Raw genomic sequence first — 13,081 nt, 5'->3', positions numbered from 1 at the left:
CTGGATGGATGCCGAAGCGGCGAGTCCGCAGCTGATGTGGCGAGGGCGATCGGGTGTCCGTCCGTTCCCCGTGCGTCCACCGGCGTAGCGTGTCGCTATGACTGGTGGCCCGGCTCGTTTCGGCGGGCGCGATGATGTCGTCCTGGTGGTGGTCCTGGACTGCGCCGACCTCGACCGGTCCGCAACGTTCTGGTGCGGAGTCCTGGGCTACTCCGCTGAGCCGAGCTCGGCCGGACGCTATCGCCGGCTCCTACCTCCAGGAGGGAACGGCGTTGAACTGCTGTTGCAGCGGGTTCCGGAGCCGAAGGCGACCAAGAACCGGGTGCACCTGGATCTACGGGTGCCTGACCTGGAGGCGGAGACGGCCAGGGTGCTGGCCTTGGGGGCGCGGCGCGTCACTGGCGACCCCACCGAGGAAGACGGCTGGGCCTGGCACGTGTTCGCTGACCGCTGCGGCTGACCCTGCCGCGGCGCGACTCCGCGAGCCAGGGACGCGGCGGGCGAACGGGCACTCATGACGCCGGCGGCCGGGTCCCGGATCGTCAGCCGTGGTCGCGGCGCCGGACGTACAGGCGGCGGCCCCGCGGGCCGGTCCATTCCAGCCGGACGACGCCGGGCACGGCGGCCTCGGCGCGGCGCGAGGGGTCGGACCAGTAGCCGAAGCGCGGGTTGCGGAAGAACGTCGCCCAGAGCCGGCCGTCGTGGTCCTTGAAGATGTTGTTGTGGCCGGCGCCGACGCCCATGGTCCACCGTTCGGAATACGGCCCCTCGAAGCGGTCGGAGACGGCGACGACCGCGTCGTAGTGGTACTGCACGCGGCCGGCGGCCGGCGGGTCGTAGGCGTAGCGGGTGCTGCCGTCGGGGTTGGCCGAGCTCCGGTTCCAGGCGGCGTGCAGGAGGTAGTACTTGCCGCCGTGCTTGAACACGTACGCGCCTTCGAGGTAAGGCTCGGGCGCGTAGGGCGTCTGACGGAACGCCGGCAGGCCGGTCACCGGGACGATGTCCTCCATGTCGTCCCTGAACTTGGCGTACAGGTGGTTGTGCAGCACCAGCCACGCGTCGCCGCCCTCGGTGTAGAGGCTGCCGTCGATGTGGTGGTACGCGCCGGGCTCGATGAAGTCGGGCCCGCCGATGAAGGAGTCGCCGAAGGGCTTGTCGTGGTTGCCCTCCACGAGCCGGTACGGCCCTTCGACCCCGCCCTCGCTCACGAGCATGAACGAGCCGACCTTCCGGGAGTGGTCGCCCATGCACGCCACGATGTACCACTTTCCGCGGAAGTGGTGCACCTCAGGGGCCCAGGCCGCGCCCCGCTTGCCGAACCGCTCGTCGTTCCAGTACTCCTGCCACGGGGCGACCACCACGCGTCCTGGCCGGTTCTCACCGGCGAACTCGGGCGACCACACCTTGCCCCGCTCCGCGCCGGGCCGGATGCGCGTGGTGTCGGCCAGCCTCCACGGCCCCCGCAGGGACGCGGACACCCATACGAAGATGCCGTCGTTCCACGGGGCCGGCCCGTCGAGGCCGGACGCCCGGGTGGTGCCCGTGGCGACGTAGACCGGGCGGCCGTCGACCACGAAGCAGTTCACGTAGGTGTCCCGCATCCAGACCCGGCCGAGCTCCTGGTCCCGGGGGCGCTGCTCGAGCGGGAGGATGAAGGAGTTGTCCGGGCGCGGCCACAGGTCCGCGCGGGTGTCGGCGAGGCCGTAGGGTTCGGGGTCGGGCCAGTTGGACGGGTGTCTCAGCATCGAAGCCGCCTCCGCGCTCGCGGGCAGCGCCGCCGCCCCCACCACTCCTGCGGCCCCGGCCAGCACGAACCTCCGGTTCACCTGCGGCTCGTCCCCGGCATCAGTCATCGGTCACGTCCTCTCGCGTCAGCCACTGCCCAGTGGCCGGTTGTCTGGTGGCAGGCCGGGGACGAGTCCCTGGCGCCATGGCTGCACGAAGGGTCACCGATGTGCAGTATGCGGAGAGTCTGCCGAAGCTGTGGATTTACGTCAATAAGTCGGAAGAAATCCGTCACCCTCGACGGGCTGCCGCCTGCGGCCGGCTCTCATGCCGGCATGGCGGGCGTACCAGGGCGCAGCACGGCAAGCACAGCACGTCACGGGCACGGGTCCAGCCCACCGCGGTGGGCAGCGTCCCGTACGGGATGAAGATCACGCACGGGTCAGGCGAGGATCCTGACGATGCTCGTGAACAGGCCGGGCAGGCGGCGGGCGGCGGGCACCACCAGCCGGGCCGTGCCGGGGCGGCGGGCGGCCTGCACCAGCGCGCCCGTCAACAGCCGGTGCGTGCGGGACAGCCGCAGCCACGCGCCGTCGTAGTCCTCGGGCCGGTCCTCGGCCAGGCACCTGACCAGCACTTCGGCCGAGCGCACGGCCAGCGAGACGCCCTCGCCGGTGAGCGCGTCCACGTAGCCGGCGGCGTCGCCGACCAGCAGGACGCGTCCCGCGCGGCGGGCGCGCACGGCCTGGCGCAGCGGGCCCGCGCCGCGCACCACGGTGACGGCCGGGCCGCGCAGGCGGCGGCTCAGGCCGGGGAAGCCGCGCAGGTGCTCGTCGTAGCCGCGCCGCACCGAGCTGAGTATCGCGACGCCGATCAGGTCGCCGGAGACGGGGGTGACGTACGCCTCGCCGGCGCTCGACCAGTGGACCTCGACGAAGTCGGTCCACGGCTCGATCCTGTAGTGCCTGCGCTGGCCGTACCTGCGGGGTCCGCGCGGGGGCAGTCCGAGGCCGAGAGAGCGGCGCAGCGGGGAGTGCAGCCCGTCGGCGGCCACCAGCCAGCGGGCCCGCAGCCCGGCCGCCGCCACGCCGTCCCGGTCCTGCTCGACGCGGGTGATCTTGCCGGTGACCGTCCTGACGCCCAGCTCGGCGGCCCGCCGCGCGAGCGCGGAGTGCAGGTGCGTACGGCGCACGCCCAGGCCGGGAGCGGCGGAGAAGACGGCCCGCGCCTCCCGCCGGCCGTCGAGGTAGTGGATGCCGCGGAACTCGCGTCCCTCGACCTCGACGCCCATCGCCGCCAGCGCCGCCACCCCGCCCGGCATGACGCCCTCGCCGCACGCCTTGTCCACGGGCCGGGCACGCGGCTCGACGACGACCGCCTCCATCCCGGCCAGCGCCGCGTGAACGGCCGTCGCCAGCCCCGCCGGGCCGCCGCCCGCGACGAGCACGTCGATCACACCGTCACCGCTCGGACGCGAGGGTGAGAGCCGCGTTCTCGCATCGGATCCGCACCACCATCAGCACGGCGTTGAGCACCGTGAACGCCAGCGCGGTCATCCAGGCCGTGTGCACCAGCGGCAGCGCGAGCCCTTCGACCGCCACCGCCACGTAGTTGGGATGCCGCAGCCACGGGAACCGGTAGGGACCGCGCGTCACCAGCGGCAGGCCGGGCACCACGATCACCTGCGTGTTCCAGCGCGGCCCGAGCGAGGTGATGCACCACCACCGCAAGCCCTGGGCCGCCACGACGAGGGCGAGCATCGGCCAGCCGAGCGCGGGGAGGAAGGGCCGCTGCGCCAGCGCGACCTCCAGCGGCGCGCAGACGAGCAACCCGGTGTGCAGGGCCACCATCCATGGATAGTGACCCTGACCGGCCACGACACCGCCGCGTGCCATGCTCCACGCGGTGTTGCGCCGGGCGACGACCAACTCGGCCACACGTTCCAGGCCGACCAGCACGACGAGCAACAGATACCAGATCATCAGGCAGGCACCAGCAATCGGGTCATGGGCGCGGTCACCAGCGGATCAGGACGAGTTCCGAGCAGAAGCCCGGCCCCATGGCGATGATCAGTCCCCAGGTTCCCGGCTCCGGCCGCCGGGTGGCGAGGGTGTCACCGAGCACCTGCAGGACCGAGGACGAGGACAGGTTGCCGTTGGCCGCCAGCGAGCGCCACGTCACGTCGAGCGCGTCCGCGGGCAGGCCGAGCGCGTCCGACACGGCTTCGAGCACCTTGGGCCCGCCGGGATGGCACACCCACGCCGTCACCTCCCCGGCCGTCACGCCGTGCTCGGCCAGAAAACCGTGCACGTCGTCGGCCAGGTACCGCCGCACGACCTCCGGGACGCTCGCGTCCAGCATCACCCGGAACCCGGTGTCGCCCACCTGCCACCCCATGACGTGCTCGGAGCCCGGATACAGGTGGCTGCGCGTGGCCACCACGGTGGGACCGGCCGTCCCGCGTCCGCCGCCGCAGGCCACCACGGCGGCCGCGCCGTCGCCGAATAACGCGCTGGCGACCAGGTTCGCGGGCGAGGAGTCGCCCCGCTGGACGGTGAGCGAGCACAACTCCACCGACAGCAGCACGGCCACGTGGTCCGGCCAGCCGCGCAGGTAGTCGTGGATCCGGGCGATGCCCGCCGCTCCGGCCACGCAGCCCAGGCCGAAGACGGGCACCCGCTTGACGTCGGGCCGCAGGCCGAGCGCCGCCGCCAGCCGGGCGTCGACGGACGGCGCGGCGATGCCGGTCACCGACGTGAACATGATCATGTCCACGTCGGTCGGCTCCAGTTCGGCCGCGTCCAGGGCGGCCTTCACGCTCTCGAGCCCCAGGTCCACGGCGACCGAGACGAAGGCGTCGTTGGCGGCGCCGAAGCCGTTGAGCTTCTCGTACTGCTCGAGGGGCAGGGCGAGGTTGCGGTGGTCCACCCGGGCGCTGCGGTGCAGGCGGTCGAGGAGGCGCCGGTCGCCGTTCTCCGGCAGGCATATGCGGGCGGCCATGTCGGTGAGCTCGGACTGCGGGTACCGGTGGGGAGGGAAGGCACAACGGACTGCGGCGATACGGGTCATGCAGTTCTCCCTCGTCAGCCGACAACTCCTGCTTCCCGCACGTTTCCCGTACGACTGGTCGTTTAAGCCACGCGGGGGCGGGGGAATTCCCGGTGCCGATCGCCCGGACTACGATCACCTTGTGACTGACCGCGACCCCGCGGCCGCCGCTGTCGTGCGCGACGGGCCGGGGCGGCCGGCCGCCGGGCTGGTGCGCGCGTGCCACCCCGGCCCGACCGCGGCCGTGACCGCTCTGGTCACGGCGCTGGCCGTGGCCACGGGACGCGACGCGGCCGGATGCCTGCTGGCGGGCGCGGCCGTGCTGACAGGACAGCTCTCGATCGGCTGGTGCAACGACGCGATCGACGCCGAGCGGGACGCGGCGGCGGGGCGCGCGGGCAAGCCCGTCGCGGGCGGCACGGTGAGCGCGCGTGCCGTCATGATCGCCGCCCTTGTGGCGCTGGCCTGCTGCGTGCCTCTGTCGCTGGCCTCCGGCTGGCGGGCGGGCGCGCTGCACCTCGCGGGAGTGCTGGCGGCCTGGTGGTACGACTTCGGGCTGAAGGCGACGCTCCTGTCGTGGGCGCCCTACGCCGTGGGCTTCGGCGTGCTGCCGGCCTTCGTGACGCTTGGCCTGCCCGGTGAGCCGTGGCCAGCGTGGTGGGCGGTCCTGGCCGCCGCGCTGCTCGGTGTGGGCGCCCACCTGGCCAACGTGCTGCCGGACATCGAGGGTGACCTGGACACCGGCGTACGCGGCTGGCCGCAGCGCATGGGCGCCCCCCGCGTACGGCTTCTGGTCCCCGTGCCGCTGCTGGCCGCCACCTGCCTGCTCGTCCTCGGCCCAGAGGGCGCCCCCGGCGTGGCGGGCTGGCTGGCCGTGGCCGCCGCCTCGGCGCTCGCGGTCACGGGGCTGCTGCTGGCGGCCAGGTCGTCACGGGTGCCGTTCGTCACCGCCGTCGCCGTGGCGGCCGTGGACGTGATCCTCCTGGTCGCCGGCGGCGCCTCGCTCACCGCGTGACGCGCATGGCCCCGAGCCCACTCACCGTCCGGCGCGCAGGGATCCGCGCAGCCACCGCATCCCCACGGCCAGCGCGAGCGGGGCGGGCACCGTCCCGGCCCCGAGTCCCACCTCCACCAGCAGGTCGAACACCTCCTTGCGGTGCGCGGCGGTCGCGATCGCCGCGTCGATGAAACCGGGGGACTGGGCCAGCCGGGCCAGCACGTCGGTGGTGCGCAGGTGCCGTCCGAGCGCCCGGCGCAGCTTGCTCCGGTACAGCGTCAGCGGGTCGTCCGGCGACTCCACCGCCGCCTCGGCCGCCAGCCGCCCGGACAGCAGCGCGTAGTAGATGCCCTCGCCGGTGAGCGGGTTGATCAGGCCCGCGGCGTCGCCGGCGAGCAGGACCCGTCCGGCGCCGGGCGTGGGCCGTCCGGTCGAGAGCGGCAGGTGGTGGGCGCGCAGATCGCGGGGGCGCCGGTCGGGCAGCAACGCGGCGAGCCTGCCGTGCAGCACCTGACGTCCGGGCGCTCCCGCCGCGCGCAGCTGTGGCAGCAGCATGCCGAAGCCGATGTTCGCGGTGCCGTCGCCGATGGGGAACGACCACGCATAGGCCGGCCAGCCCGCCTTCTGCATGGCGATGAGCTGGACATCGTCCTCCTCGGGCACGTCGGCGTAGCCGCGCACGGCGATGGCGGTGTGCTTCTCGGCGGCGGCGGCCAGGCCGATCAGGCGGCGCACGACCGAGCCGGCCCCGTCGGCGGCCACCACCGTGCGGGCCCGTAGCTCCCCGTCGATGAGCACGCCGGATCCGTCGAAGACGAGATCCCTGACGCGGTGCCGGCGTACCTCGACGCCTCTGGCCCCCGCGGCATCCACCAGACGAGCGTCGAACACCCGGCGCGGCACCACGTGATTGGGCCGCCCGGCCTCGGCGGAGACCCGCACGCCGCCCGGCGAGACCACGGTCAGGCGGGGAGTGGGCCGGTAGTCGTCGATGAGCGCGGGCACTCCCAGCAGCGCCAGCTCGTCGCGCCCGTGGGCGGCGATGCCGTCGCCGCACGGCTTGTCACGGGGGAAGCCGGCCCTGTCGAGCAGGAGCACCCGCAACCGCGGGCGCAGTTGCGCGGCCCGCAGCGCCGCCGCCGATCCCGCCGGTCCCGCTCCCACGATCGCCACGTCCCACATGCGGTCCATGCGAGGTCTGTGCCACCGCATGCACGATCGGAAACGGACCCTCACCCACGTTTGCCGCGAACGCGTGCGTCGGGCTGCCGATCGTGCTCGCCGCCTCGCACGATCCGCGGCGTTTCAAGTGCGGCACTCCGCCACCCGCTGAGACGTTCGGCGTCGCCGCCGTGGACATCACCCGCACGGCGAGCGGCGACCCGCTGGCCGAACTGGTGGCCGACGCGCAGCTCGCGTCGGTGCGAACCCGCTCCGGCGCGCAGGTGGCGCTCGTCAAACAGGTTCCTCGTCAAGGCGGACCTGCCCGCCGGACCGATCAGCTTCGAGCAGTTGTGGAACGCGCGGCCCGCCGGGCTGGCCATCGACGTGCAGACGATGACCGGTGGCCAGCTCAGGAAGCTGCTGGCCGCACCCAACCCGGCGGGGTGGGTGCTGACCCCGTCGGCGGGGCTGCGCTACACCCTCGGGCACGGGAAGGTCCCGACGGCGCGCCGGTCACCGCCACACAGGAGATCAAGGTGGCGGGCGGCTGGAGCCTCATCGCCGGATTCGACGGCTGGCCGCGCTGCGCGGGATGCTCAGACGCTGCGAACGACCGAGACCACGATGCCCAGCACCACGGCATCATCACCGTCGATGATGTCGTAGGCGGAATTGCGTGGCTCGAGACGGACGTGGCCGTCGCGCCTGCGAAACACCTTGACGGTGGCCTCACCGTCGATCATCGCGGCGACGATCTGGCCCGAGTACGCCTCGGGCTGCTGCCGTACCACGACGATGTCGCCGTCGCAGATCGCCGCGTCGATCATCGAGTCGCCCCGCACCCGGAGGGCGAAAACGTCGCCGCGCCCCGTGAGGTCGCGGGGGAGAAGCAGAGTGCCGTCCACGTGCTCGTCGGCCGGGATGGGAACGCCCGCGGCGATGTCTCCGACCACGGGCACGGTCACCACGTCGCCGGCCGGTTCCGGTGACGCGGCTCGCAGGAACAGCCGCACGTCGATCGGCCGGGTCACCGACGTGCCCCGGCGGAGGAACCCCTTCTCCTCCAGGCTCCTGAGGTGTTTCGTCACCGACGAGGACGACCGGAGCCCGACCGCACGGCCGATCTCGCGTGTGCTCGGCGGATACCCGTACTTGACCACCCAGTCCCGGATCGTGGCCAGGATGCGCTGCTGGCGCTGCGGCAGGACGGAGAAGTCCAGATGTTCGAACGCGTCAGGATCGCCGTAGGTGGTCACGTGCGACATGCTAAGGGTGTGCCGGTGCGGTCTGCCTGAACGGCGCAGAGGCTGCCCGCGATCGCCGTCGGACCCTCGACGGGGGGTGCGAACCGCTCCCCGCCACTTTCAGGTTATATCAGACTCTGGCGCCTCATGAGGCGCAAAAAAGTGCTTCATACTGCCCACTGCGAACCACCCCGACGAACGATGGAGCACTGGAATTGGGCTACGTGATGGGCTTCGAGCAGATCGACTCGACCAATATCGCAGACGTCGGAGGCAAGGGGGCGCACCTGGGTGAGCTCTCGCGAATCGACGGCATCCACGTGCCGGAGGGCTTCTGCGTCACGACGGACGCCTTCGAGCGGGTCGTGGCCAAGGCGCCGGACATCGACGCTCAGCTTGACCTGCTGTCGCGCGTGAAGCCGGACGACCGCGCGGCGATCCGCACCCTGAGCGCCGATATCCGGCGCATCGTCGAGGGCGTCGCGGTTCCCGGCGATCTCGTGGCGGCGATCGGCGAAGCGCTCGCCCGGCTCGGGGAGCAGGCCTCCTACGCGGTGCGTTCCAGCGCGACGGCCGAGGACCTGCCGACCGCGTCCTTCGCCGGCCAGCAGGACTCCTACCTGAACGTCGTGGGCCTGGAGGCCGTCCTCCAGCACGTCCGAAAGTGCTGGGCCTCGCTGTTCACCGAGCGGGCGGTGACCTACCGGTGCCGTAACGGCTTCGACCACCGGAAGGTACGGATGGCGGTGGTCGTCCAGCAGATGGTGTTCCCCGACGCGGCCGGGATCCTCTTCACGGCGGACCCCGTCACCTCCAACCGGAAGATCGCCACCGTGGAAGCCGGCTGGGGGCTCGGCGAGGCGCTCGTGTCCGGCCTGGTCACCGGGGACATCTACACGGTGCGCGACGATCAGGTCGTCACCACCACGGTCGCCACCAAGGCGACCTTCGTCCAGGCGTCGCCGGAGGGCGGCACGCAGGACGCGCCGATCGAGCCGCGGCGGCAGACGCAGCCGGCTCTGACGGATGCGCAAGTCGTGCGCCTGGTGCAGTTGGGCCGGCGCATCGAGGGGCACTTCGGCCGGCCCCAGGACATCGAGTGGTGCCTGGCCGGCGACGACTTCCACATCGTCCAGAGCCGGCCGATCACCACCCTCTTCCCCGTCCCCACGACCGATGACCAGGAGAACCACCTCTACGTCTCCGTCGGCCACCAGCAGATGATGACCGACGCGATGAAGCCGCTGGGACTCTCCCTGTGGCAGCTGACGACCCTGCGGCCGATGCACGAGGCGGGCGGACGGTTGTTCGTCGACGTGGCACCCGTCCTGGCGACGCCCGCGGGCCGGGCGAGTCTCATCGGGACCCTGGGGAGGTCCGACCCGCTCGTCCGGGACGCGTTGCAGAGCGTCGTGGACCGCGGCGACTTCCTGCGCTCGCTTCCGGACGAAGACGCCGGAGCCGCGCCCGCCGGTGACCCACCCGCCCCGGTCTTGACCGATCCCTCCATCGTCACCCAGCTGATCCGGGAAAATGAGGAGTCCGTCGCCGCCGCGCGGCACAAGATCGAGAGTCTCTCCGGATCGGCACTGCTCGACTTCATCCTGACCGACGTCGCGGAGCTGAGGCGCGTCCTGTTCGATCCGTGGAGTCACCAGGTGATCATGGCGGGCATGGAGGCGACCTGGTGGCTCAACGACCACCTCGAGGCGTGGCTGGGCGAGAAGGGCGCGGCCGACGCGCTCACGCAATCCGTTCCCCACAACGTCACCTCGGAGATGGGGCTGGCGCTCCTCGACGTCGCTGACACGATCCGACCGCACCCGGACGTCGTGACGTTCCTGCGCCGCGTCGTGGACGAAGGCCGGGAGGGCGACGGCTTCCTGACCGAGCTGCCCGGCCTGGCCGGCGGACGCGAAGCACATGACGCCATCCGGAGCTACCTCGACGAGTACGGCATGCGCTGCGCGGGCGAGATCGACATCACCAGAACGCGCTGGAGCGAGAATCCCGTCATGCTCCTGCCCGCCATCCTCGGCAACGTCAAGAACTTCGAGCCGGGCGCCGGCAAACGACACTTCGAGCAGGGACGCCAGGAGTCACTGCGGAAGGAACAGGAGCTGCTGACGCGATTGCGCGCCCTGCCCGAGGGGGAGCAGAAGGCCGAGGAGACCAAGCGGATGATCGACCGCGTCCGCACCTTCGCCGGCTACCGGGAATACCCCAAGTACGGCATGATCAGCCGCTACTTCGTCTACAAGCAGGCGTTGCTGCGAGAAGCCGATCGCCTCGTCAAGTCCGGCATCCTGCGCGAGAAGGAAGACGTCTTCTTCCTCAGGATCCAGGAGTTGCAGGAAGTCGTGCGCACCGGCGATGTGGACGCCGAACTCATTCTGCAAAGGCGTGAGGCGTTCCGGTCGTACGAGCCACTCACGCCGCCCCGGGTCTTCACCTCGGACGGCGAGGTCATCACCGCCCAGTATCAGCGTGCGAACGCACCGGCCGGCGCGCTGGTCGGCATTCCGGTCTCGGCCGGGACCGTCGAGGGCCGTGCCCGTGTCGTCATGGACATGGCGCGGGCCGACCTCGACGAGGGTGACATCCTGGTCACCGCCTACACCGACCCCAGCTGGACCCCGCTGTTCGTCGCCGTCGCCGGACTGGTGACGGAGGTGGGCGGCCTCATGACGCACGGCGCGGTGATCGCGCGGGAGTACGGCTTGCCGGCCGTCGTGGGTGTGGAGCGGGCCACCCGGCTGATCCGGGACGGGCAGCGGATCCGCGTTCACGGAACCGACGGGTACGTCCAGATCCTCGACTGACCCTAACTCTGATCTACAATGTAAAGGCACTCGGTGGATTCACGATCCCTCTCCTTCTGAGAATGCTCATGGCTGGGCTGCGGCATAGGGACATCGGAGCGACAGCCCATCGCCACGGATCCCGAGCGCCGGGCGGTGGTCGCCCCTTCGGGCGTGGCAGCGCGTTCACGCGAGGGCGTGAGCCGCGTCGAGGAGGCGGCGCAGGTGCAGCGTGTCCGGGGCGAGGGCGGTGACCAGGATGGCGGGGCCGGCGAGCGGGATCAGCGCGGCCTGCCCGTGCGCCGGATCATCGTCCAGCAGCCTTACGGGGAGCGGCTGGGCGTCGAAGGACGGGTCGACGACGAGGAGCTGGCCGGTGGCGCGGTGGCCGGCCAGGACGGCGGGGCCGTCCCAGCCGGGGGCGGCTGGCCCGTAGCGGGTCTCCTGGTCCAGCAGCAGGTGGCCGTCGCGCCTGACGGTGAGGCGGGTGGTCAGCCGGCCCGGCGTCTCGCCCGTGCGGCCGAGGACCTGTTCCTCGCGCAGGACGAAGCGCGCGGTGGGGGCCAGTTCGACGGTGCAGCTCTGGTGGAGGTTGCTGCCGGCGGCGGAGATGAGTGGCTGGGGCAGCCAGTGCAGGCTCGCCTGCTCGGCCACGGTCAGGTGCGTGTCGTAGGTGGCGTGGCCGGGGGTGGGGCCGCGCAGGGCGATGGTGGCGGTGGCGGTGGTGACGTGCAGGTGGGCGCCCGCTTCTGCGGCGGCTTCGATGCGGAGCCGGTCGCCGCCGAGCGGGGCGTTCATGGCGCCGATGACGCACACCCGCGCCTGGTCGCCGTACGGGTGGTCCCGGCGCAGGTCGAAGGGGCCGGAGCCGTGGAGGAGGGGAAGGGTGGTGGTCTTTCCTGTTCGGGTCGCTCTGATGCGGGCGGTGGCGTGCACGCCCAGCGGGGTGGGTTCGTCCGGTGCGGCCTGGGTGGTGAGGATCATGCGGTGGCCGAGGTCCAGGCGGTCAGGCGCCGGCGGAGCCAGTCCGACACGGGTCTGACGCCGTCTTCGGCCTTCAGGGTGGTGAAGGCGACGGGCAGGTCGCCGCGCTGGGCCTTGGCGTCGCGGGCCATGGTCCCCAGGTCGGCGCCGACGTGCGGGGCGAGGTCGGTCTTGTTGATGACGAGCAGGTCGGAGGCGGTGACGCCGGGGCCGCCCTTGCGGGGGATGTCGTCGCCGCCGGCGACGTCGATGACGAAGATCTGGGCGTCGACCAGGCCTTTGGAGAAGGTCGCGGTGAGGTTGTCCCCGCCCGATTCGATGAGGATGAGGTCGAGCGCTCCGAGCTGGTCCTCCAGGTCTTCGACAGCTTCGAGGTTGGCGGAGATGTCGTCGCGGATGGCGGTGTGCGGGCAGGCGCCGGTTTCGACCGCTCTGATGCGTTCGGGGGGCAGGACGGCCTCACGCAGCAGGAATTCGGCGTCTTCGCGGGTGTAGATGTCGTTGGTGACCACGGCGATGGACAGTTCGTCGCGCAGTGCGCGGCACAGGGCGGCGACGGTGGCGGTCTTGCCGGTGCCGACGGGCCCGCCCAATCCGATGCGCAGGGCACGGTGACGGGGGGAGGGGGAGCTGCCCGGGCCGTGGGGGTTGCCTTCGGGGAGTTCGTGGTGGTGGTGCAGGTGCATGGCGCTCCCGTGGTGGACGGACAGGTGTGGGTCAGGAGGCGAACAGTCGCATCGGGCGGATGGCGTGCTGTTGGGCGGTGATGTCGAGCAGCGGCGCCGAGAGGGCGGGCAAGGCTGTGACGCCCTCGGTGTGCAGGCGTCGCGCGGCGTCGGCGGCGTGCTCCGCGACGTGGTCGAGGTCGGTGGCCAGGTGGGCCAGGATGCCGGTGGCGTCGAAGGGGTCCAAACTGAGCAGGCGGACGGTGGCGGTGGCCGGGCCGCTGACGCTCTCGTAGGCCGCGGCATGGGCGGCGTCCCGCGGGGTCAGTCCCGCGGCGCGGGCGGCCAGGCCCAGGACGACGGGCTGGTGCGCGCCGCGCGGCCGGGCCGCGGCCAGGGCGTCGAGTTCGGCTGAGGGCCAGGCTGCGCGGGCGGCGCGCAGGAGTTGCCGCT

At 72.1% G+C, this 13,081-nt stretch carries 13 protein-coding genes; 3 read left to right on the top strand and 10 right to left on the bottom strand.

Going from position 1 to position 13,081, the window contains the following annotated elements; all coding sequences use genetic code 11:
• Positions 1-97 precede the first annotated feature (97 nt).
• On the top strand, positions 98-460 hold the full coding sequence (locus E1292_RS21435; RefSeq protein WP_132597008.1) for a VOC family protein: 363 nt from the start codon (positions 98-100) through the stop codon (positions 458-460).
• An 82-nt stretch (positions 461-542) separates the two neighbouring features.
• On the opposite strand, the gene E1292_RS21430 is transcribed toward E1292_RS21435, so the two are convergent.
• From E1292_RS21430 to E1292_RS21415, 4 genes are all read right to left on the bottom strand, one after another.
• Positions 543-1,853 carry a family 43 glycosylhydrolase gene (locus E1292_RS21430; protein WP_132597007.1) on the bottom strand — a complete coding sequence of 437 codons (1,311 nt, stop codon included), beginning with the start codon at positions 1,851-1,853 and terminating at the stop codon, positions 543-545.
• A gap of 314 nt (positions 1,854-2,167) precedes the next feature.
• On the bottom strand, positions 2,168-3,181 hold the full coding sequence (locus E1292_RS21425; protein ID WP_132597006.1) for an NAD(P)/FAD-dependent oxidoreductase: 1,014 nt from the start codon (positions 3,179-3,181) through the stop codon (positions 2,168-2,170).
• Positions 3,182-3,185: 4 nt separating this feature from the next.
• Positions 3,186-3,707, bottom strand: coding sequence for an isoprenylcysteine carboxyl methyltransferase family protein (locus tag E1292_RS21420; protein WP_132597005.1), 522 nt, complete (start codon positions 3,705-3,707; stop codon positions 3,186-3,188).
• A gap of 34 nt (positions 3,708-3,741) precedes the next feature.
• The gene (locus tag E1292_RS21415; protein ID WP_132597004.1) at positions 3,742-4,794 is read right to left on the bottom strand and encodes a type III polyketide synthase; all 1,053 of its coding nucleotides are present in this window, start codon (positions 4,792-4,794) and stop codon (positions 3,742-3,744) included.
• Positions 4,795-4,915: 121 nt separating this feature from the next.
• Between E1292_RS21415 and E1292_RS21410 the strand changes: the two genes are divergently transcribed.
• On the top strand, positions 4,916-5,788 hold the full coding sequence (locus E1292_RS21410; RefSeq protein WP_246090242.1) for a UbiA family prenyltransferase: 873 nt from the start codon (positions 4,916-4,918) through the stop codon (positions 5,786-5,788).
• Positions 5,789-5,809: 21 nt separating this feature from the next.
• Here the strand turns inward: E1292_RS21410 and E1292_RS21405 are convergent, their stop codons facing one another.
• The 3 genes from E1292_RS21405 to lexA all read right to left on the bottom strand — a co-directional run bounded on the left by E1292_RS21405 (position 5,810) and on the right by lexA (position 8,199).
• Positions 5,810-6,961: an NAD(P)/FAD-dependent oxidoreductase gene (locus E1292_RS21405; protein WP_132597002.1), complete on the bottom strand. Its 1,152-nt coding sequence runs from the start codon at positions 6,959-6,961 to the stop codon at positions 5,810-5,812.
• A gap of 41 nt (positions 6,962-7,002) precedes the next feature.
• Positions 7,003-7,368, bottom strand: a complete 366-nt coding sequence (locus E1292_RS21400; RefSeq protein WP_132597001.1) for a hypothetical protein — start codon at positions 7,366-7,368, stop codon at positions 7,003-7,005.
• A 162-nt stretch (positions 7,369-7,530) separates the two neighbouring features.
• Positions 7,531-8,199: a transcriptional repressor LexA gene (gene lexA / locus E1292_RS21395; RefSeq protein ID WP_181958270.1), complete on the bottom strand. Its 669-nt coding sequence runs from the start codon at positions 8,197-8,199 to the stop codon at positions 7,531-7,533.
• A 203-nt stretch (positions 8,200-8,402) separates the two neighbouring features.
• Between lexA and rph the strand changes: the two genes are divergently transcribed.
• Positions 8,403-11,000: a rifamycin-inactivating phosphotransferase gene (gene rph / locus E1292_RS21390; protein ID WP_246090249.1), complete on the top strand. Its 2,598-nt coding sequence runs from the start codon at positions 8,403-8,405 to the stop codon at positions 10,998-11,000.
• 165 nt (positions 11,001-11,165) lie between these two features.
• On the opposite strand, the gene E1292_RS21385 is transcribed toward rph, so the two are convergent.
• The 3 genes from E1292_RS21385 to E1292_RS21375 form a co-directional block, all read right to left on the bottom strand.
• Entirely contained in the window at positions 11,166-11,963 is a 798-nt protein-coding gene (locus E1292_RS21385; protein WP_132596998.1) for an urease accessory protein UreD, read from the bottom strand.
• The gene (gene ureG, locus E1292_RS21380) at positions 11,960-12,649 is read right to left on the bottom strand and encodes an urease accessory protein UreG (protein ID WP_132596997.1); all 690 of its coding nucleotides are present in this window, start codon (positions 12,647-12,649) and stop codon (positions 11,960-11,962) included. Before ureG ends, E1292_RS21385 begins: the two co-directional genes overlap by 4 nt.
• 31 nt (positions 12,650-12,680) lie before the next feature.
• Positions 12,681-13,081: urease accessory protein UreF (locus E1292_RS21375; RefSeq protein WP_281284049.1), on the bottom strand; the 401-nt coding region annotated here is incomplete at its 5' end.

It is taken from the genome of Nonomuraea deserti (assembly GCF_004348685.1).
Lineage (GTDB): Bacteria > Actinomycetota > Actinomycetes > Streptosporangiales > Streptosporangiaceae > Nonomuraea > Nonomuraea deserti.
The sequence above is the reverse complement of the archived record's forward strand: the minus strand, read 5'-3'. Positions and strand labels throughout refer to the sequence as shown.

Coding starts and splice junctions, on each gene's coding strand:
- E1292_RS21385 (WP_132596998.1), bottom strand. CDS start 11,963: ATGATCCTCACCACCCAGGCCGCACCGGACGAACCCACCCCGCTGGGC.
- E1292_RS21415 (WP_132597004.1), bottom strand. CDS start 4,794: ATGACCCGTATCGCCGCAGTCCGTTGTGCCTTCCCTCCCCACCGGTAC.
- E1292_RS21420 (WP_132597005.1), bottom strand. CDS start 3,707: ATGATCTGGTATCTGTTGCTCGTCGTGCTGGTCGGCCTGGAACGTGTG.
- E1292_RS21435 (WP_132597008.1), top strand. CDS start 98: ATGACTGGTGGCCCGGCTCGTTTCGGCGGGCGCGATGATGTCGTCCTG.
- lexA (WP_181958270.1), bottom strand. CDS start 8,199: ATGTCGCACGTGACCACCTACGGCGATCCTGACGCGTTCGAACATCTG.
- ureG (WP_132596997.1), bottom strand. CDS start 12,649: ATGCACCTGCACCACCACCACGAACTCCCCGAAGGCAACCCCCACGGC.
- E1292_RS21430 (WP_132597007.1), bottom strand. CDS start 1,853: ATGACTGATGCCGGGGACGAGCCGCAGGTGAACCGGAGGTTCGTGCTG.
- E1292_RS21405 (WP_132597002.1), bottom strand. CDS start 6,961: ATGGACCGCATGTGGGACGTGGCGATCGTGGGAGCGGGACCGGCGGGA.